This window comes from Streptomyces mutomycini (genome assembly GCF_001700505.1).
In the GTDB taxonomy this organism is placed as follows: domain Bacteria; phylum Actinomycetota; class Actinomycetes; order Streptomycetales; family Streptomycetaceae; genus Streptomyces; species Streptomyces mutomycini.
Window position 1 is genome coordinate 1 of record NZ_MAPV01000010.1, and the last position, 17,945, is coordinate 17,945.

Consider the following 17,945-nt stretch of genomic DNA (forward strand, 5'->3'; position numbering starts at 1 on the left):
ACGAGCGTGCGGCGGGGGAACTGGGTGGACGCCGCGTCGCCGGCGCGCTCTCCGCTCGCGCGCGGCGCGGCCGGTCCGGCGAATAGTGCACCACTGCGCGCGATACTGCCCCAACCGGCACCGGCCTGTGGCACTCTGGGTACGACCGCCCCACCGGTACGGGGGAGCCCGGTGGGGCGGTTCTGTGCGCTGCCGGGCTCACGCGGTGCCGCAGCGACGGCCCCTGGGGACGATCAGGCTGTCCGCGGCCGATTCCTGGGTACGTGTTACTCAAATCCTTTTGATTGCGCATGAGTTGTGGCCGATCGGGCAGGCGTCTCAACCTCACGGCCCACAATCCGAGGAGCGTGACGGGATGACCATGCATACTGCACCGACCGCAGCCGCGGAACGAGCAGGCGCTCCGGACGGACTTCCCTGGATCGAGGACGCGGGGCGGATCGCCCCGCAGGACGCGCGGAAGCTGTCGAAGCTCTTCTTCGACCGTCTGCAGGTGCTGGACGAGGGCACCCCCGAGCACCAGTACACCCGGAACACTCTTGTCGAGATGAATCTGTCCCTCGTGCGGTTCGCCGCCGGGCGCTTCCGCAACCGGGGCAGCGGCGACATGGAGGACATCGTCCAGGTCGGAACCGTCGGCCTGATCAAGGCCATCGACCGCTTCGACCTCTCACGCGAGGTGGAGTTCACCTCGTTCGCCGTGCCGTACATCGTCGGCGAGATCAAGCGTTTCTTCCGGGACACCACCTGGTCCGTGCATGTGCCGCGGAGACTCCAGGAGTTGAGGGTGGATCTCGCGAAGGCGAAGGAGGCACTGGCGGCGGACCTCGACCGGGACGCGACGGTGCGGGAGCTCGCCGAGCACCTCGGTCTCGACGAGCAGGAGGTCAACGAGGGCATGGTCGCCGCCAACGGCTATACGGCCGGGTCGCTCGACATCCCGGCCGGCACTGCGGGCCCGACAGGCGGCACGGCGGGTGGGCGCGCCTACGCCGAGGTGCTGGGCGAGCCCGACCCCGCCATGGAGACGGTGGAGAATCTCCATACGCTGGCCCCGCTGCTGGGTGAGCTCGGCACGAGGGAGCGCCGCATCATCGACATGCGGTTCGGCCAGGAGATGACACAGGCTCAGATCGGCGAGGAACTCGGTATCTCCCAGATGCACGTCTCCCGGCTGCTCAGCCGCATCATCCGACGGCTTCGCAGCGGGATGCTCACCCAGGACTGACCCACGACCGGCGCCGGTCCACCGCACCGGCGGCAGGGGCCGGCCGGCCCCCCAGCGGCGAGACCCGGGGGCCTTCCGGGATCAGCCGTCCGTGTGCGGCAGGCCGCACCGAGTCGGGCCGATGGCACTGCGGGCCCACTCCGTTCAGGCCGTTCTGCCCCCGGCCTGTCCGATCCACGTCATCATGGTGGCGTGGACAGCGCGGACGTGACCGGACCAGAATCGTCATCAGCCACTCCCACCGTGTCCGAGGACCTGGGCGCGGCGGTGGACACCCTTGCCCGTTTCCTTCATCGCGTACCGCTCACCGAGGCCATCGCGGCGCTGGAACGCGGCCTTGACGGGGCTGACGCCGCCCGGGCCGTCCGGACCGCGGGCATGGGAGGAGTGGACGCCGGTCTCCTCGCCTCCGCGCTCACGGTGCGCGAGAGCCTCGGCAGGATCAACGACCTCATCCACGCCTCCGGGATCCTGCTGGCGCTGCCGACCGTCCTGGAGGAGGGCGAGAGGATTGCCCGGCGGCCCTCCCTCGGGGCCGGCAATGACCCCAGCCGCCCGTACGACCTGGAAACGGACCGGCGGGTAGCGGAGTTCAAGCTCGCCCGATGGCGCGGTGCCGACGCCATGCGCAAACGCCAGACCTTCAAGGACCTCACGATGCTGGCCGCCGACACCTCCGGACGCGCCGCGGACCTCTTTGTCGTCGGCCCCGAACCTGCCCGCTTCCTGCGCACCAGCACCTCCACCGCGGCTTGGGCGCTGGACCGTTCGCCCGGTGCACTGCGCACATTCGAGACGGCCTTCGGCTCACCGGACGTACCGATACACGAGTTCACCGCCACCCATGCCGCGCACGTCCGCATCACCGATCTCTGCACGATCCTCCCCGAGGCCGTCACCCGCCTATTGCGGTGAGTCCCGGGGTCCGGTGGCAGCCCCCGGCTCGGGGGGCGCACGTCCTGGGCGGGCGTCGAGAGCCGCCGGAGTGACCACGCCCCACTGGGCCGCAGTCGTCGGGCTGGACTCGCAGGCGGTCCCCTCAGAGGAACGGGTGCGAGGCGTTCCGCCACATCCGTTCGACGCAGGAGTGCACAGCCGAGGTGGGAGTTCCCACCGGGGCGGCCCGGTCACCGGCATGACGCAGGCGCCTCCCCGCCACGCGCCCGCGCTGGGCGGGGAGCCGGTCCGGGGGCGGCTCGCGGGGGCGGCTGGAGCATCGGCAGGGGTTCTGCACTCGACCGGCGCCTCATGCCCGCCGCCGTCCCGGCGATGGCACCTTCTTCCCACGTGGGCGCCTGCGTCCGGCGCGTCTGTTGCGGCGGTATTGCAGCTTCGTGGCCACCTGCGCGGACGGCTTCCGTCCCGGCGCGGGCGCCCTCTACGGTCCGTAGCCAGCAGGCCGCCACGTCGCCATCGCGCCCGGGCGGACATCCTCCGAACGACCGTGCGAGGTATGACATGAGCCAGCCCGTCGACGCCGTCACCGCAGGGCACACCTCCGAGGACCATGACCGGCAGGACGCCGGGGCCGCCTGGTCCTTCGAGACGAAGCAGATCCACTCCGGCGCCGTCCCGGATCCGACGACCGGTGCCCGGGCCGTGCCGATCTACCAGTCGACGTCCTTCGTCTTCAAGGACACCAAGCACGCGGCGGACCTCTTCTCGCTGGCCGAGCCCGGCAACATCTACACCCGGATCCACAACCCCACTCAGGACGTCCTGGAACAGCGGATCGCCGCGCTGGAGGGCGGAGTCGCAGCAGTCGCGCTCGCGTCCGGCCAGGCGGCGGAGACACTCGCCCTCCTGACGCTGGCGGGTGCCGGGGACCACATCGTCTCCTCCGCCTCCCTCTACGGCGGTACGTACAACCTGTTCCGGCACACACTCCCCCGGTTCGGTATCGACGTCTCGTTCGTGGAGGACCCCGACGACATCGAGGCATGGCGGGCGGCCGTCCGGCCCGGCACCAAGGCCCTGTTCGCGGAGACGCTCGGCAATCCGCGTGGCGACGTCCTCGACATCCGGGGCGTCTCGGACGTGGCGCACGAAGCGGGGGTTCCGCTCGTCGTCGACAACACGGTCCCCACGCCCTACCTCCTGCGGCCGCTGGAGCACGGCGCGGACATCGTGATCCACTCCGCGACGAAGTTCCTCGGCGGCCACGGCACCACGGTCGGCGGTGTCGTCGTGGACGGCGGCACCTTCGACTTCGGCGCGCACGCGGAGCGCTTCGCGGACTTCCACACCCCCGATCCCAGCTACCACGGACTGCGGTACTGGCCGGACCTCGGGCACGGCGCGTTCGCCGTGAAGCTGCGGGTCCAGCTGCTGCGCGACCTGGGGCCTGCGCTCTCGCCCCACTCGGCCTTCCTGCTCCTCCAGGGCGTGGAGACGCTCAGCCTGCGTCTGGAGCGGCACACGTCCAACGCACTGACGCTCGCCCGGTGGCTGGAGGGCCGCGACGAGGTGTCGGCGGTGCACTACGCGGGCCTCGGGTCGAGCCCGTGGTACGAGGCCGGACAGCGCTACCTCCCGCGCGGCGCCGGCGCCGTGCTCGCCTTCGAGCTCCGGGACGGGGTTGAGGCGGGCAAGCGGTTCGTGGACGCGGTCGAACTGTTCAGCCATCTCGCCAACATCGGTGACGTGCGGAGCCTGATCATCCACCCGGCGTCCACGACCCACAGCCAGCTGACCGAGGAGCAGCTCGCCGCCACGGGGGCCACCCCGGGGCTGGTCCGGCTCTCCGTGGGCCTGGAGAACGTGGACGACCTCAAGGCGGATCTGGAAGCAGGTTTCCGCGCCGCGAAGGCCGCGTCCTGAACCGGGTCGCCGTGCCCCCCGCGCTCCTCCCGCCGGCCACCGGAGGCCGGCGGGACGGTGATCCGCCCGGCGGCCGTTCGTGGGCGGTGCTCGACGGCCCACTCGCGCTCGAGGCCGGCGGGACGCTGCCGGGTGTGCGGCTGGCGTACGAGACCTGGGGGCGGCTCGCACCGGACGGCGCCAACGCGGTACTGGTCCTGCACGCGCTGACCGGTGACAGCCACGCGGCGGGCCCCGCCGGGCCGGGGCATCCTTCGGCCGGCTGGTGGGACGCGCTGATCGGCCCGGGACGGGCGCTGGACACCGGCCGCTGGTTCGTCGTCGCTCCGAATGTGCTGGGTGGCTGCCAGGGCAGCACCGGCCCGTCCTCCCGGCGGCCCGACGGGACCCCCTGGGGCTCAGCGTTCCCGTACCTGACGGTCCGCGACCTGGTGGCGGCGGAGGTCCGGCTGGCCGATGCTCTGGGGATCGGCAGGTGGGCCTCGGTGATCGGCGGCTCGATGGGTGGCATGCGCGCCCTCGAATGGGCGGTGGGCCACCCCGGCCGCACGGGATCACTGCTGATGCTCGCCGCTCCCGCGGCGTCCTCGGCCGAACAGATCGCCTGGGGCAGCATGCAGATCGCCGCCATCCGGAGCGACCCCGGCTGGCAGGGCGGCGGCTACCACGACGCACCGCCCGGCGCCGGCCCGCACCGGGGACTCGGGCTGGCCCGGCGGATCGCCCAGGTCACGTATCGCAGCGAGGCGGAGCTGGGAGCGCGGTTCGGCAGGCGCGCACAGCCCGGTGAACTGCCCTCGGAAGGTGGGCGATACCAGGTGGAGTCGTATCTCGACCATCACGCGGCCAAGCTGGTGCGCCGTTTCGACGCGGGCAGTTATGTGGTGCTCACCGAGGCGATGAACGCCCACGACGTCGGCCGGGGACGCGGTGGTGTCGCGCGGGCGCTGCGCCGCGCGGACATGCCGGCGCTGATCGCCGGCATCGATTCGGACCGGCTCCACCCACCGGCGCAGCAGGCGGAGCCGGCGGCGCTGCTGCCCGGCGCCGACCGTGTCCGGATCATCGAATCCCCTTACGGTCACGACGGGTTCCTGATCGAGACCGACCAGGTGGGAGCTCTCGTGCGCGAGTTGCTGCCCCCGCTCCGCTGACCCGACCCCGGACGCAGACCTCTTCCCTGTGGAGTGCCCATGAGTTCCGTACCCCTGTCCGAAGCCGCGTACGACCGGAGCCGGCTGCGTCAATGGGCCGGCGGCCGTGCGAGACCGGCGGGGATCGACCGGCGTGATTTGCTGAAGCTGGTCGCCGCCGCCTCGGTCGCGGCCCCGCTGATCCCGGCCGCGGCGTCCCCCGCCGGTGCGGCGCCGTCGCTCGCGGGGGTGGTGAAGCCCCTGCCCCCGGAGCTGTTCACGGTGCGAGGCACCAACGCCGAGACGAACTTCGCGGCACTGCGGGACACCGGGCTGCTCACTCCCGCGGACCGCTTCTTCGTCCGTAACCACACCAGCACACCGCTCATCGACGCGGCGGAGTGGAAGCTGACGGTCTGGGGCAGCGGGCTGACCGGCGCTCCGGTGGACTTCTCGTACGAGGCGCTGCGCGCCCTGCCGTCCGTCACCCGCACCGCGTTCATCGAGTGCGCGGGCAACGGGAGGAGCTTCTTCACCTCGCAGCAGGGCCAGCAGGTCGGCGGCACCGCGTGGACGCTGGGCGCGATCGGGACGGCGCGCTGGCGCGGAGTGCGCCTCGCCGAGGTGCTGCGCCGGGCGGGCATCGGCGGGAACGCGGTCGACGTGCTGCCTCGCGGCCTGGACGCGGAGGTCGTCAGCGACGGGACGAACCTGGGCAGGGTGCGCAGACCACTGCCGGTGGCGAAGGCGCTGGACGACGTGCTGCTCGCGTACGAGATGAACGGGGAGCCTCTGCCGCCCGACCACGGCGCTCCGGTCCGGCTGGTCGTGCCGTCCTGGGTGGGCATAGCGAACATCAAGTGGGTGGGTGACATCGAGGTGAGCGCGGAGCCGCTGCTGAGTCCGTGGAACACGGCGCTCTACCGGCTCTTCGGTCCCGGGTACCCGCCCGGGGGCAGCGCGCCGCTTACCCGCCAGACCTTGAAGAGCGCGTTCGAGCTCGCGCCGGATGCCTCGTTCACCGCCCGCCGCAGGCATCTGCTCACCGGCCGGTCCTGGTCGGGCGGCGCACCGGTGCGCTCGGTCGAGGTCAGCACCGACGGCGGCGCCCGGTGGCGCCCCGCGCGTCTGCGCGACGAGCCCGGGCGCGGGAGCTGGGTCCGCTGGAGCACCGACTGGGTTCCGGAGGAGAGGGGGCCGGGCGTGCTGCTCGCGCGGGCCACGGACCGCTCGGGCCGCACACAGCCGGCGACGACCGCGCACAACACGCAGGGCTACCTCTTCGACGCGGTGGTCCGGCACCCGGTGACCGTCGTCTGAGCGGCTGCCCCGGTCGTTGACCCGGAGTACGACGGACCGTTCGGACCCCGAGGCCGACGATCACGTCAGGCGGGGCGGCCGGCGTAGTACGTGGCGATCATGTCCTCGCCGCCGTGTCCGGCCGCCTCCGCCCGGGTGAACCGCTCGGCTGAGGCTGCCACCAGGTCGAGCGTCACCCCGGAGGCCTCGGCCGCGTCGAGGATCAGGCGGGAGTCCTTGAGCGCGGTGGAGAGCGCGAAGCTCGGGCTCAGATCGCCGGAGAGCACCGCCGCGGACTTGGCCTGGAGATACGGGGTGTCGAGCGGTCCGCCCCGCATGGCGTCGAGGAAGAGCTGCGGGTCGAGTCCGAGTCCCTCGGCGAGGTTGAGGCATTCCGCGACGCTGCTGACCATGTTGATCACCCAGGTGTTGGCGACCAGCTTGAGCCGGGTGGCGGCTCCCGGTTCCTCTCCGGTCCACACGGTGCGCTGACCGATCGCGTCGAGGACGGGGAGTGCGGTGGCGCGTGCACCGGACGGGCCTGAGACGAAGACGGTGAGTGTGCCCTGCTCCGCGGGCTGCTTCGTGCCGGAGACCGGGGCATCGAGGTAGACCAGCCCCAGTCCGGCGGCCCGCTGGGCGAGGTCGGCCGTGGCGTCGAGACCGACGGTGGAGCTCTGCAGCCAGACCTGCCCGGGGCGCAGGCCGGGCGTCGCGGCGGTGAGGGTCTCCGCCACCGACCGGCCGTCGTTCAGGGCGGTGAGGAGCACGTCGGCACCGCGTACCGCCTCCTCGGCCGTGTCCGTCACGGTGGCTCCGTGGGCGGCCAGTGGCTCGGCCCTCGACCGGGTGCGGTTCCAGACCCTGACGGGGAGCCCGTCCCTGAGCAGGCTGCGGGCCATCCCGGACCCCATGATCCCGGTGCCGAGGACCGCGACGGTCGGTGTGTCCGGAGAGGCGGATGCGGTGGTCATGGGAGGTTCCCTTCGTCGGCGCGGGGCGGTCTCGGGACCGGTGGGTCTCAAGACTCCCGCAGCGCGCCCTCCAGAACGGCGCGGTGCACGGCTCTGGCGAGTCGCGCGCCCCAGCGCGAACGCGGCCCGGCGAACGGTTCGCCCGGCCGCCCTCCCGGGTCGGGCGCGGCCACGCAGACCGCGTCCGTCGGCGTCCCGGAGCAGTCGAGTCCGGCGTCGACGAGCGCCTGCACCTTCGCCTCCGTCGCGGTGGCCACCGCATTGACCAGGGCGGCGTCGGAGAGCGCCACGGGGAGCGTGACGACGATGTTGACGGTGCCCGGCGGCAGCGGGCCATCGGTTCCTTCGGACGGGACCGCGGCCCATCCCCGTACGCCGAGTCCGCTGGTGACGGTCGCGGTCGCACCGCCGTCCTCGGCGACGGTGTACGCGGTGACATCGGCGGCGGTCATCAGTCCGGCTCCGGGGCCGTCGAGTGCCTCGGCGGCCGCGATCTCAGCGAGGTGCCGGCCGGGGTCGAGCCGGGGATAGCCGCCGGGCACCTGGGCATTCAGGATCCAGGCGCGCGGGCCGAGCCCGCCGCCGAGCACGGCGCTGCTGCACACGCGCCAGCCGGGTCCGAGGCGCCAGACCAGGTGGTGCAGTCCGAGACCGTCCTCGCGCCGCTGCAGCAGCTCACCACGCTGCCGGGGCGGACGGATGCCCACGGATCCGATGGCGCACCCCCTGACATGCCTGCCGGCGGTCGGCAGCGGCGCGTCGATCATACGGGCGGGCCAGGTCCGCACGTCCGGCGCACCCGGGCGGGTGCTCACCCGAATGGCGTAACGCGTGTGGCGGACCGATAAGGGCGTGGAACGGGGCCACCGCCCCGCCCCGGTGTTCTGGGCCGCTCAGCGCCCAGGCCGGGAAGTTGCAGCGTCCATCCGGCTGAGGCGCGATGGAGACCGGACGCGCCACCCCTGGTGGACCCACCCACAGGACGCGCCCGGGCGAGGAGGAATCGGCCATGGGAGCCGCTGACGGTTTCACGGATTCCGGAGAACTCGACGGTCTGACCGTCTACGACAGCGACGGTGAGAAGGTCGGCACTGTGGGCCGGGTGTACGTCGACGACGACACCGGCAAGCCCGACTGGATCACCTGCAAGACCGGCATGTTCGGCATGAAGGAGAGCTTCGTTCCGCTGGCCGGAGCCCGCCGCGTGGGCTCGGACCTGCACATCTCTCATCCGAAGGACCGCGTCAAGGAAGCCCCCAGGGTGGACGCGGACGCGCACCTCTCCGTATCCGAGGAGGAAGAGCTCTACCGGCACTACGGGATGACGAGGAAGGGAGCCGGAGCGGGCGGCGACGCGCGCACGGCGTCCGGCACCGGAACGGCAGCCATGGGTGCCGCGGGCGCTGCCGGTGCGGCCGGTACCACTCCCGCCGACCGGACCAAGGCCACCGGGACCACAGCGGGCACCGGTGCCGGCATGGGCACCACCGGTGCCGGCTCGGGCAGGCACCGCGACACGGAGGCCTCCTCCACGTCCCGCCCGCTCGCCGGAGCCGGAGCCGAGCGGTCCGCCGCGGGTGCCGGCGGCCGTGACGAGATGGTCCGGTCCGAGGAGCAGCTCCAGGTCGGCACGGAGGAGTACGAGAGCGGTACGGCACGCCTGCACAAGTACGTCGTGACCGAGAACGTCACGCGGACGGTGCCGGTGTCCCACGAGGAGGTACGCGTGGTGCGCGAGCCTCTGAAGCCGGGCGACAAGGGCATGGGCACGAAGGGGACGACCGACCTCGGCGAACAGGACGTCGAAGTCACCCTCCACGCCGAACGCGCCACCGTCCGCAAGGAGGCGGTCCCCGTGGAGCGGGTCCGTCTCGAAACCAGCAGGGTCACCGAACAGAAGGAAGTCTCCGCCGAGGTCCGCAAGGAGAAGATCGACTACGCGGACGGCAAGGACACGGGCAGCGGCAAGGACATGGGCGGCGAGTTCGGCCAGGGACGTCGTCGCTGACCCCTCCCACAGCGGCGAAGAGGCCGCACGACAGAAGCGAGGGGCGGTCCCGGGCGGTTCACGGGCCCGCCCTCTCGTCGTGCTCCGGCCGTCCGTGGACGGCTTCTCCCGGCAGGAACCGCACCGAAGGGCGCCCGTCCGGTCCCTCCGGTGTCACCACCGCGCGTACCCGGTAGACATCGGCGATGAGTTCCTCGGTGATCACTTCCGAGGGCGTTCCGCCGGCCACCACGCGGCCGTCCTTCATGACCGTGACCCGGTCGCAGAACATCGCGGCCAGATTGAGGTCGTGCAGCGCGACCACCGCGGTCACGGGCAGCGCGGCGACCAGGGCAAGCAGCTCCAGCTGGTGCTGTATGTCCAGGTGGTTGGTGGGTTCGTCCAGCAGGAGTTCACGCGGCTGCTGGGCGAGAGCGCGGGCGATCTGGACCCGCTGGCGTTCTCCACCGGACAGGGTGTGCCAGGACTGCGCGGCACGGTCGGCGAGCCCGGTGCGCGCCAGAGCCTCGCGCACGGCGTCCTCGTCCTCGGGGCCGGACGCGGACCAGGCGCGCCGGTGCGGGATGCGGCCGAGGCGTACGACGTCGAGGACGCTGAGGTCGACCTGGGTGACCGCGTGCTGGTCGACGACGGCCACACGTCGGGCGACGGCCCGCCGGCCGGTCTCGGCGAGTGTGCGGCCGTCGAGGGTGACGACGCCCGCACCGGCGGCGAGTACGCCGGCCATCACGCGCAGCAGCGTGGTCTTGCCGGAGCCGTTCGGCCCCAGGAGTCCGACCGTGGTGCCGGGCGGCGGTGCGACGCTCACCCCGTCGAGGATGATCCGCCCGCCGGCCTCCCTGCTGACCCGCGTGGCACGCAGTCCGTCTCCGGGAGCGTCTGTTCCCCGCTTCTCCCGGTTCATGTGCTCCTCCGTGTGCGGTGGAGGACGAGGACGAAGGCGGGTACCCCGATGAGGGAGGTGACCACACCGACGGGCACCTCCTGCGGGTCGAGGACGGTTCTGGCCAGGGTGTCGACCCAGACCAGGAACACGGCTCCGGCGAGCGCGGTCACCGGCAGCAGCCTGCGGTGCCCCGAACCCGTCAGCGCCCGGGCGGCGTGGGGCAGGACGAGGCCGACGAAGCCGATGGCGCCCGCGGAGCTGACGAGGGCGGCGGTCAGCAGGGCGGTCGTGCAGAGCAGCACGATCCGGGTGCGGGCAACATGCACCCCGAGGGAGGCGGCGGCGTCCCGGCCGAAGGCGAAGGCGTCGAGCGTACGGGCATGGCCGAGGCAGGTCAGCAGGGTCACGGCCAGCACGGCGGAGCACATCCACACGTCGCTCCAGCCGACCCCGCTCAGCGAGCCGAGCAGCCAGAAGAGCACGCCCCGGGTCTGCTCGGCGTCGGCGGCGGTCATCACGACGAAGGAGGTGAGCGCGGAGAAGAGCTGCATGGCCGCGACACCGGAGAGCACGACCCGGTCGGTCGATCCGCCCAGGGTGTGGCTGAGCAGCAGGACGAGGGCGAAGGAGCACAGGGCGCCGATGAAGGCACCGCCCGAGATCGAGACCGCTCCCCCGCCGACGCCGAGGACCACGACCACGACCGCTCCGGTGGACGCCCCCGAGGAGACGCCCAGGACGAAGGGGTCGGCGAGCGGATTGCGCAGCAGCGACTGCATCACGGTGCCGCACACCGCGAGCCCGGCCCCGCAGACCGCTGCGAGCAGGGTGCGGGGCATGCGCAGGTTCCAGATGATCCCGTCCCGGATCGGCGTCAGACGCCCTTCGCCGAGACCGAGGTGCGAGGCCACCGCCGACCAGACGTCGGGGACCGAGATGCGGGCGGGTCCGATCGTGACGGCGACCGCGACGGACAGCAGCAGCAGCGCGACCCCGGCGCTCCACAGGAGGCCGTCGCGGAGGATCCGGGCTCCGGCTGCCGTCGGGGCAGGCGGCGGCGGCTCCGCGCGTACGTCCGGAGTGTGGTCGGTCCTCGTCACCCCGCGAGTCCGAACGAGCGCAGCCCCTCGGCGACTCGCTCCACGCCCTCGACGGTCCGGATGGTCGGGTTCATGGCCTGGCCGCTGAGGAGGACGTACCGCTTGTGCCGGACGGCGTCGAGATTCTTCGTGGCGGGGTTGGACTCCAGGAACTCGATCTTCTTCCCGGCACTCTCGGCGGTCTGCGACCTACGGGTCAGATCACCGATGACGAGCACGTCGGGGTTGCGGTCGGCGACCGTCTCCCAGTTGATCTGGGGCCACTCCTCCTTCGCGTCGTCGAAGACGTTCTCGGCGCCGAGCTCCTCGGTGATGATGCCCGGGGCACCGCAGCAGCCGGCGAGGTAGGGGGCCTCGGCATTGGCGAACCAGTAGAGCAGGGTGGCGTCGGACGCGTCGACGTCCGCGGTAGCCCTGTCGATGCGGTCCCTGAGACCGGTGACCAGCTTCTCGCCCCGCTCCGGGACGCCGAACACCTCGGCGAGGTCGCGCACTTCGCCGTAGACGGCGTCCATGGTCAGACGCTCGGTGCGGGCGCCGTCACCACTGCCGGTGTTGTCCTTGCCCGCGCAGTCGGTGGGTGAGAGGTACGTCGGAACGCCCAGCTCCTCGAACTGGTCGCGGGACGCCACACCGCCCCTGCCGAGGGTCGATTCGAAGGAGGCACTGACGAAGTCGGGTTCCTCGGCGAGGACCTTCTCGGAGGAGGGCTGGTTCCCGGCGATGCGGGGCACCGTGGCCTCGTCCTTCTCCAGGCCCTTCATCACCGGGTCCGTCCAGGTCGCGGTGGCGTCGAGACGGTCGGCGAGGCCGAGGGAGAGCAGGATCTCCGTCGATCCCTGGTTGAGGGAGACGGCGTGACGCGGGGCCGAGTCGACGGTGACTGTGCGGCCGCAGTTCTTCAGCGTCACGGGGTAGCCTTCGGCGGCGCGGTCGGCTGCGTCGCCGGCTGACGAGCTCACCCCTCCGCCGCAGGCGGTCAGGACGACAAGTCCCGCGACGGTCAGGGCGGTTCGGCGTACGGTGCTGGCTATGGGCGGCACGGAGTCCTCGGCGTCTCTGGGCTCTTGCGCGAAGCCCGCTACGGTGGCCCGCTCCCGGTACGGAAGCGGGTGCCAGCAGGTCTTCGGACTCGGGTTCGTCCGGACGGGGCGCCTTCCCGGTGCACCCGAAGGTGCCCCAGTGGCCGTGGCCCCGCCCGTCCCCCTCACCGCTGCGCGTCAGCTCCGGATTCGCACCGGATTCCCTGACTCCACGTGGAGTGTGACTGGCGTCTGCAAGCTATCACGCGGCGTTTCGGCTCCCTGGGGGGCCGTCGCCGGTACGGCGGGGGCGTCTTCCCTCCGTACCGGCCGGCTGCCGGGCGGGTCAGCCCTTGGGGCGAACCGATTCGCCGCCGTCCGTCCGCGGCTTCCCGCCCCGGCGTGCGAGCACGGACGTGGTACCCCAGTAGGCCAGCAGGACGGTGCGCAGACCCAGCGCCTCCAGTCGCTCGCCGATACGGCCGCACATGCTCCGGTCCCCTCGTGGGCCGCTCATCGGGCGTCCCCCTGACCGGTGTTCCAAGGGCCCTCGGGATCGTCGTAGGCGTTCGCGTAACCGGGTCCGGCGATCGGCCAGTCGGCGAGCAGTTCCTCGGGCAGGGCGAAGGAATCGGCCAGTTGCCGGGCGTTCGCGGCAACGGCCGCGACCAGGTCCTCGGCTGTTTCGGCGAGAGCCTCGACCTGATCACCGCTCAGGAAGCCCGCGGCCAGCAGGTCGCCGCTGTTGCGGGCCACCCACTCGACGGCGAACAGCCGCTCCAGCTCCCCCAGCCGGTCCCTCGCGGCGCCCTCGGGCAGCGCTGCCCGGGCCTCGGCGTACGCCTCGGCGGCCTGCCGGTGCGCGTAGGCATCCACCCCGCGCAGGGCCGGGCCCGAGGCCGCGTTCCACTGCCCGAGGGTGTCGGCGTCGGGCGCTCGCAGCAGGCGGGCCCTGGCACGGGCGAACCAGATGTCCTGGACCGAGGCGAGGAGCCCTCCCAGGAAGCGCGGGTCGGTCAGGTCACCGGTGCGGGGGACACCGTCCGCGGGGTCCTCGCCGCCGGGCTCCGCCGCGAAGAGCATGTCGGCGGCCGCCTTGGTGTACAGGGCGGTGTTGTCGCCCTCCGCGGTGATGGCCCCCTCGACGCCCGTGACCAGTTCGGTCATGCCGTTGTTCTCCAGCAGCGCCTGTGCGCCGCAGCGTTCACGGCTCTCGACGATGACGTCACGGGCCCGCCAGGTGATCCACGCCTTGGCGACATCGACGAGCCTGACCGCGTCCGACCGTTCCTCGTCGTCCGTACAGGCTTCCCACCGCTCGTGTGCCCTGCGGTACAGGAGACTCATGGCGAAGACGGTGGCCATGGCCGAGGCGAGCGGTCCGTGATGGGTCCGGTGGGCGTTGACCGGCACTGGCGGCGCACCCCGGGTTCCGGAGATCAGCCGGTGGCCCCCGTAGCGCACGGCGACGGCCAGGGTCGCCCGTGCCGATCCGGCCGCACAGGCGCTCATGGAGATCCGGCCGGGGACGACCCGTCCGATCGAGGTCAGGAAGCGCCGCCTCCTGTCCCCGGGCCCGGTCCGGAACTCTCCCGGGGCGTAGCCCTCCTCGTCCTCGTCCTCCTCCCCGGAACCCAGCAGGGCGTCCCGCGCCACGAAGAGCCGGTCGAAGGATGTCAGACAGTGGTCCACCGGGCTGCCCATCCGGGCGGGCAGCCGCCGTACCCGGATGCCCGGCAGCGCCTGCCTGTCGTCGGTGAGCGGCACCAGGAAGAGGCGCACCCCGTGGTCCGATCCGTCGGCCACCAGGCGGGCGGCCACGAGTCCGGACTTCGCTCCGCCCGCCGGACTGGTGTTGGGCATGAACTTCTGCGCGCCCGCGTTCGGGGTGTGCAGGACGAAGCCGTCCCGTTCACGGTCGTACGTCGCGGTGGTCTCCATGGCCGAGGCGTCGTTGCCGTGCGCCAACTCCGTACAGAGGAAGGTGCCGATCCGCCGCATCGTCAGATAGTCCGACAGATCACGGCGGCCGACGCGGTCGTGGTCCAGGAGACTGCCCAGGAAGAGGTTGTAGTGGATGCCCGCCACGGTGGTCAGGGCGGGGTCCACCGGGCCGAGCCAGGCGTGCAGGGAGGCCAGTGCGCGTGGGTCGGCGGCGAGGCGTGCTCCGCTGTCGAGGGAGCGGTTCAGGATCCGCAACCGGTCGTAGGCGAGTTCCAGCCGCTCTTCGGGCGTCCCCCCGGCAGGGCGGCGGAACGGTTCTGTGCTGATCAGCCGCTGCCAGAATCCGTGTTCGCGGCGATGGTCCGGACCGAGGAGGACGCCGGTCAGCAGTTCGGTGGTGGACGGTGGGAGGGTGTCGGTAAGGGTCACGGTCATAACGAAATCAACGACCGTGGTACGGGCGAGGACACCCTGGCCGCGCTACTCCTCCGGGACCGGCGTGCCCCTCAGGGCCGCTGCCAGTTCCGCCTCGTCCGGAGGCAGGGCACCGGCCCGCCCGACGGTCACGGCGGCCGAGGCCACGGCGTGGCGCAGCACGTCGCCCAGGACGGCGGTGTCCAGGGAGCGCAGCCCCGCACGGCCCCGCTCGCCGAGGAGTCCGTACGAGGCCAGGGCGTGCAGCGTGCCGGACATGAAGGCATCGCCCGCCCCCACGGTGTCCGCGACCCGGACGCCCGGCCCGGCGATGCTCAGCGTCGCGGCCGGCAGGAGTGCCAGTGCCCCTTCGGCGCCCCTGGTGACCAGGACCACCGCCGGCCCCGAGCGCAGCCACCGCGCGGCGGCCTGCTCCGGGGCCTCGTCCGGGTACAGCCATCGCAGGTCCTCGTCGCTGGCCTTGACGACGTCACTGAGCGCGACACAGCGTTCCGCGCGGCGCACGGCAGCGGCGTGGTCGCCCATCAGCGCGGGCCTCACATTGGGGTCGTAACTGACGGTCGCCGCCGCCCGGAAGGACCGGACGAGGTCCATGACGGTTTCCGCGCCGGGCTCCAGAGCGGTGGCGACGGACCCGGTATGGACGTGCCGGGGCGGCTCCACCGGCTGCTCCGGTTGCCCCAGCGTCCAGGTGATCTCGAACGTGTAGGCGGCGCGGCCCGCTTCGTCGAGGTCGACCGTGGCGGCCGGGGTGGGCGCATCGCTCCCGTCCGTCAGGACCCGCACGCCGGCCGAGGCCAGATGACCCCCGATCAGCCGCCCTCCGGAGTCCGGGCCGAGCTGGGTGACCAGGGTGGTGGCCCGGCCCAGCCGGGCCAGACCGTACGCGACGTTCGCGGGGCTGCCGCCGGGATGGACCCGGTCCGGCGTGCCCGGCAGCCGGACGATGTCGGCGACGCATTCGCCGATGACCAGCAGGACGGGGTTGTCGGGCATGGGGTGCGCGGCTCCTGAAGGACGCGGGCGGAGCGTCCCGGTGGGGGACGGCCGTGCCGGGACACGGTGCCGCCGATTCTGCCCGGTGCGCGGGCCCGGCCGGGCCCGGGTCTCAGGTGCCCCCTTGCCCTTCGTCACCGAAGCGCCGCTCGAACTTCGCGACCTGGCCCTCGGTGTCGACCACCCTCGCCTCGCCCGTGAAGAACGGGTGGCTCTCGGCGGAGATCTCGACGTCGATGACCGGATAGCTGTTGCCGTCGTCCCAGTCGATCGACTGCTCGCTCGACGCGGTGGACCGGGTCAGGAAGGCGTACCCGGCCGAGCGGTCACGGAAGACCACGGGACCGTACGAGGGGTGCTTGTCCTGTTGCATGTCTGCTCCTGGGGGTTACGGGCATCTCGCATCCCGCTTCGGCCCAGCGTCCCGAACGGCGGGGACGGGCGCGAACCGGGGCGTCCGTACGGAGCAGCGGCGGACAGGCCCTTCGCCGGATGTTCCCGGGGAGGCCCGTTCAGCCGCTCGCCGTTGCCTCCAGCGCCTCCGCCACGAGCCCGAGGAAACGCGCGTGGGCCTGCGGGCTGCACAGGGGTTCCGGGTTCCACGGCACGGTCCTCGTGCGCTGCCGGACGGCTTCCCAGGCGGGGGCTGCGATCTCGTCGAGCGGCAACGCGTTGGCCCGGACGTCCGTCAGGACGATGCGGGGCTCCATGGCTGCCGCTTCCGCCCAGCCGACGGTGGCCCAGTTGACGCCTGGCCCTTCGGGCGGGGACACGACGCTGACGCCCAGCTCGGCCAGGACACGCAGCTCGGGCCACATCCGGGGGCGGGCGGCATAGGCCTGTTCCTGGCTCGCGGGCGAGAGGGCCGCCACCGCGGGAGCGCCGGGAGTGGCACGGGCTGCGGCACGGAGCCGCTCGCGGGCGGCGTGCAGGTCACCCGCGGCGCCAGGGTCCGGTGCGCCGCCCAGCAAGACGGCGAGCTCGGCGAACCGCCCGGTGACCCGGGCGAGGGTGCGCGCCTGCCCCACGTCGATGACGACGACCGGGACGCGCTCCTCCAGGTGCTTGGCCGTGTCCGGGTCGAGCCCGTAGAGCCGGCCGTGGCCGTAGCTGACCGCGACGACCAGATCGGGCTTGCCGCGCAACAGCGTGTCGACGTCCAGGTCGTCGCCCGCGCCCCGGTAGTCCACGGCGTCCAGCGGGAGCGTGCCCGTCTTCGCCCGGTCGGGCTCCGACCCGTCGTGCCCGGAGCCGAAGATTCCCTCGGGGCGTATCCCGTGGTCCCACAGCGTCGCTCCGGCCTGGACGTATGCGAGCACCCGGGCCGGCCGGCGGTCCGCCGTGGCCGGCCGGCCCCGGTCGTCCGTGAAACTCCACGCGCTCTGCTCCGTCATGTCGCTCACCCCTCCGAACCGGCGGCCCGGGCCCTCTCCCTGGCTCGCCCCCCACTACCTGCCCAGCCCGTCGGCCGCACACCCGCCGTGGAGCGCCCCAGATAGGTGAGCGGCCCGGGGTCGGGAACGTCGATCACCCGGAATCCGAGCCGGTCGTAGAAGGCCCTGGCCGGGAGGTTCGCCGTGAGCATGGACAGGTGCACGGCCTGGACGCCCTGCCGGTGCAGGGCGCCCAGGAAGGCTCCCATCAGCTCCCGGCCGTAGCCCCTGCGCTGCCACGGCGGCAACAGGTCGATGTGCAGGTGCGCGGGGTGCGCGGCCAGCTCCGGAAGGATCATGCGCTCGGGGCGGTGCAGAAGGCGCGTCATCTCCTCGGCGAGCGTCCTGGGCTCGCCCTCGGGCTCGGGGAAGCGCTCCGTCACCCGGGGAAGCCAGACCGTGCGGAACGCCTCCGCGAACGACGTCGTGTCCGCGGTTCCCAGGACGTAGCCGACCGCGCGGCCGGAGCCGTCGTCCAGGACGAAGGCCAGCTCCGGCTCGAGGTGTGCGTAGGGCTCGGCGAACAGCGCGGACATGAGTCCGGGATCGGGGTACAGGTGCGTGCTGTCGCCGCCGTTGTCGGCCGTGCGGACGCAGATGTCCGCCAGGGCCTCCCGGTCTGCGGGGCGGTAGGGGCGCACGGAAGCGGTCCGGTTCATCGCTCCAT

The 17,945-nt window shown here is 72.6% G+C and carries 17 protein-coding genes and 1 riboswitch; of the genes, 6 read left to right on the plus strand and 11 right to left on the minus strand.

Going from position 1 to position 17,945, the window contains the following annotated elements; genetic code table 11:
• The first annotated feature begins 355 nt into the window (after window positions 1-355).
• The 5 genes from BFF76_RS00530 (at window position 356) to BFF76_RS00550 (ending at window position 6,501) form a co-directional block, all read left to right on the plus strand.
• On the plus strand, window positions 356-1,228 hold the full coding sequence (locus tag BFF76_RS00530) for a SigB/SigF/SigG family RNA polymerase sigma factor (protein ID WP_053930060.1): 873 nt from the start codon (window positions 356-358) through the stop codon (window positions 1,226-1,228).
• A gap of 243 nt (window positions 1,229-1,471) precedes the next feature.
• A complete protein-coding gene (locus BFF76_RS00535) occupies window positions 1,472-2,143 on the plus strand; it encodes a hypothetical protein (protein ID WP_031095805.1) in 672 nt (223 codons plus the stop codon).
• A gap of 543 nt (window positions 2,144-2,686) precedes the next feature.
• Window positions 2,687-4,048 (plus strand): bifunctional o-acetylhomoserine/o-acetylserine sulfhydrylase, encoded by a 1,362-nt coding sequence (locus tag BFF76_RS00540; RefSeq protein ID WP_078958899.1) that lies wholly within the window; start codon window positions 2,687-2,689, stop codon window positions 4,046-4,048.
• An 11-nt stretch (window positions 4,049-4,059) separates the two neighbouring features.
• Window positions 4,060-5,202 carry a homoserine O-acetyltransferase MetX gene (metX, locus tag BFF76_RS00545; RefSeq protein WP_065846651.1) on the plus strand — a complete coding sequence of 381 codons (1,143 nt, stop codon included), beginning with the start codon at window positions 4,060-4,062 and terminating at the stop codon, window positions 5,200-5,202.
• Window positions 5,203-5,241: 39 nt separating this feature from the next.
• The gene (locus BFF76_RS00550; RefSeq protein ID WP_053930059.1) at window positions 5,242-6,501 is read left to right on the plus strand and encodes a sulfite oxidase; all 1,260 of its coding nucleotides are present in this window, start codon (window positions 5,242-5,244) and stop codon (window positions 6,499-6,501) included.
• A gap of 65 nt (window positions 6,502-6,566) precedes the next feature.
• Here the strand turns inward: BFF76_RS00550 and BFF76_RS00555 are convergent, their stop codons facing one another.
• Window positions 6,567-7,454: an NAD(P)-dependent oxidoreductase gene (locus tag BFF76_RS00555; RefSeq protein ID WP_065846653.1), complete on the minus strand. Its 888-nt coding sequence runs from the start codon at window positions 7,452-7,454 to the stop codon at window positions 6,567-6,569.
• Between the two features lie 47 nt (window positions 7,455-7,501).
• Entirely contained in the window at window positions 7,502-8,221 is a 720-nt protein-coding gene (locus BFF76_RS00560; RefSeq protein ID WP_053930057.1) for an adenosylcobinamide amidohydrolase, read from the minus strand.
• A 242-nt stretch (window positions 8,222-8,463) separates the two neighbouring features.
• Between BFF76_RS00560 and BFF76_RS00565 the strand changes: the two genes are divergently transcribed.
• Window positions 8,464-9,462 (plus strand): PRC and DUF2382 domain-containing protein, encoded by a 999-nt coding sequence (locus BFF76_RS00565; RefSeq protein WP_065846655.1) that lies wholly within the window; start codon window positions 8,464-8,466, stop codon window positions 9,460-9,462.
• Window positions 9,463-9,520: 58 nt separating this feature from the next.
• On the opposite strand, the gene BFF76_RS00570 is transcribed toward BFF76_RS00565, so the two are convergent.
• The 9 genes from BFF76_RS00570 to BFF76_RS00605 form a co-directional block, all read right to left on the minus strand.
• On the minus strand, window positions 9,521-10,366 hold the full coding sequence (locus BFF76_RS00570; RefSeq protein WP_065846657.1) for an ABC transporter ATP-binding protein: 846 nt from the start codon (window positions 10,364-10,366) through the stop codon (window positions 9,521-9,523).
• Entirely contained in the window at window positions 10,363-11,448 is a 1,086-nt protein-coding gene (locus BFF76_RS00575) for a FecCD family ABC transporter permease (RefSeq protein ID WP_053930054.1), read from the minus strand. The genes BFF76_RS00570 and BFF76_RS00575 overlap by 4 nt, the downstream gene beginning before the upstream one ends.
• Complete coding sequence (locus BFF76_RS00580; protein WP_065846659.1) at window positions 11,445-12,491, minus strand: ABC transporter substrate-binding protein; 1,047 nt, start codon at window positions 12,489-12,491, stop codon at window positions 11,445-11,447. Before BFF76_RS00580 ends, BFF76_RS00575 begins: the two co-directional genes overlap by 4 nt.
• Before the next feature lie 57 nt (window positions 12,492-12,548).
• Window positions 12,549-12,735: riboswitch (cobalamin riboswitch) on the minus strand.
• 81 nt (window positions 12,736-12,816) lie between these two features.
• Window positions 12,817-12,987, minus strand: coding sequence for a hypothetical protein (locus BFF76_RS32810; RefSeq protein WP_159037451.1), 171 nt, complete (start codon window positions 12,985-12,987; stop codon window positions 12,817-12,819).
• On the minus strand, window positions 12,984-14,849 hold the full coding sequence (locus BFF76_RS00585) for an acyl-CoA dehydrogenase family protein (protein WP_065846661.1): 1,866 nt from the start codon (window positions 14,847-14,849) through the stop codon (window positions 12,984-12,986). Before BFF76_RS00585 ends, BFF76_RS32810 begins: the two co-directional genes overlap by 4 nt.
• Before the next feature lie 45 nt (window positions 14,850-14,894).
• The gene (locus BFF76_RS00590; RefSeq protein ID WP_065846662.1) at window positions 14,895-15,845 is read right to left on the minus strand and encodes a carbohydrate kinase family protein; all 951 of its coding nucleotides are present in this window, start codon (window positions 15,843-15,845) and stop codon (window positions 14,895-14,897) included.
• 112 nt (window positions 15,846-15,957) lie between these two features.
• Complete coding sequence (locus tag BFF76_RS00595) at window positions 15,958-16,218, minus strand: type B 50S ribosomal protein L31 (RefSeq protein ID WP_031095783.1); 261 nt, start codon at window positions 16,216-16,218, stop codon at window positions 15,958-15,960.
• Between the two features lie 139 nt (window positions 16,219-16,357).
• Window positions 16,358-17,239 carry a TroA family protein gene (locus BFF76_RS00600; protein WP_065846679.1) on the minus strand — a complete coding sequence of 294 codons (882 nt, stop codon included), beginning with the start codon at window positions 17,237-17,239 and terminating at the stop codon, window positions 16,358-16,360.
• A 5-nt stretch (window positions 17,240-17,244) separates the two neighbouring features.
• Window positions 17,245-17,937: a GNAT family N-acetyltransferase gene (locus BFF76_RS00605; protein WP_065846664.1), complete on the minus strand. Its 693-nt coding sequence runs from the start codon at window positions 17,935-17,937 to the stop codon at window positions 17,245-17,247.
• Between the last annotated feature and the right edge of the window lie 8 nt (window positions 17,938-17,945).

Coding starts and splice junctions, on each gene's coding strand:
- BFF76_RS00530 (WP_053930060.1), top strand. CDS start 356: ATGACCATGCATACTGCACCGACCGCAGCCGCGGAACGAGCAGGCGCT.
- BFF76_RS00540 (WP_078958899.1), top strand. CDS start 2,687: ATGAGCCAGCCCGTCGACGCCGTCACCGCAGGGCACACCTCCGAGGAC.
- BFF76_RS00550 (WP_053930059.1), top strand. CDS start 5,242: ATGAGTTCCGTACCCCTGTCCGAAGCCGCGTACGACCGGAGCCGGCTG.
- BFF76_RS00555 (WP_065846653.1), bottom strand. CDS start 7,454: ATGACCACCGCATCCGCCTCTCCGGACACACCGACCGTCGCGGTCCTC.
- BFF76_RS00560 (WP_053930057.1), bottom strand. CDS start 8,221: ATGATCGACGCGCCGCTGCCGACCGCCGGCAGGCATGTCAGGGGGTGC.
- BFF76_RS00565 (WP_065846655.1), top strand. CDS start 8,464: ATGGGAGCCGCTGACGGTTTCACGGATTCCGGAGAACTCGACGGTCTG.
- BFF76_RS00570 (WP_065846657.1), bottom strand. CDS start 10,366: ATGAACCGGGAGAAGCGGGGAACAGACGCTCCCGGAGACGGACTGCGT.
- BFF76_RS32810 (WP_159037451.1), bottom strand. CDS start 12,987: ATGAGCGGCCCACGAGGGGACCGGAGCATGTGCGGCCGTATCGGCGAG.
- BFF76_RS00585 (WP_065846661.1), bottom strand. CDS start 14,849: ATGACCGTGACCCTTACCGACACCCTCCCACCGTCCACCACCGAACTG.
- BFF76_RS00590 (WP_065846662.1), bottom strand. CDS start 15,845: ATGCCCGACAACCCCGTCCTGCTGGTCATCGGCGAATGCGTCGCCGAC.
- BFF76_RS00595 (WP_031095783.1), bottom strand. CDS start 16,218: ATGCAACAGGACAAGCACCCCTCGTACGGTCCCGTGGTCTTCCGTGAC.
- BFF76_RS00600 (WP_065846679.1), bottom strand. CDS start 17,239: ATGACGGAGCAGAGCGCGTGGAGTTTCACGGACGACCGGGGCCGGCCG.
- BFF76_RS00605 (WP_065846664.1), bottom strand. CDS start 17,937: ATGAACCGGACCGCTTCCGTGCGCCCCTACCGCCCCGCAGACCGGGAG.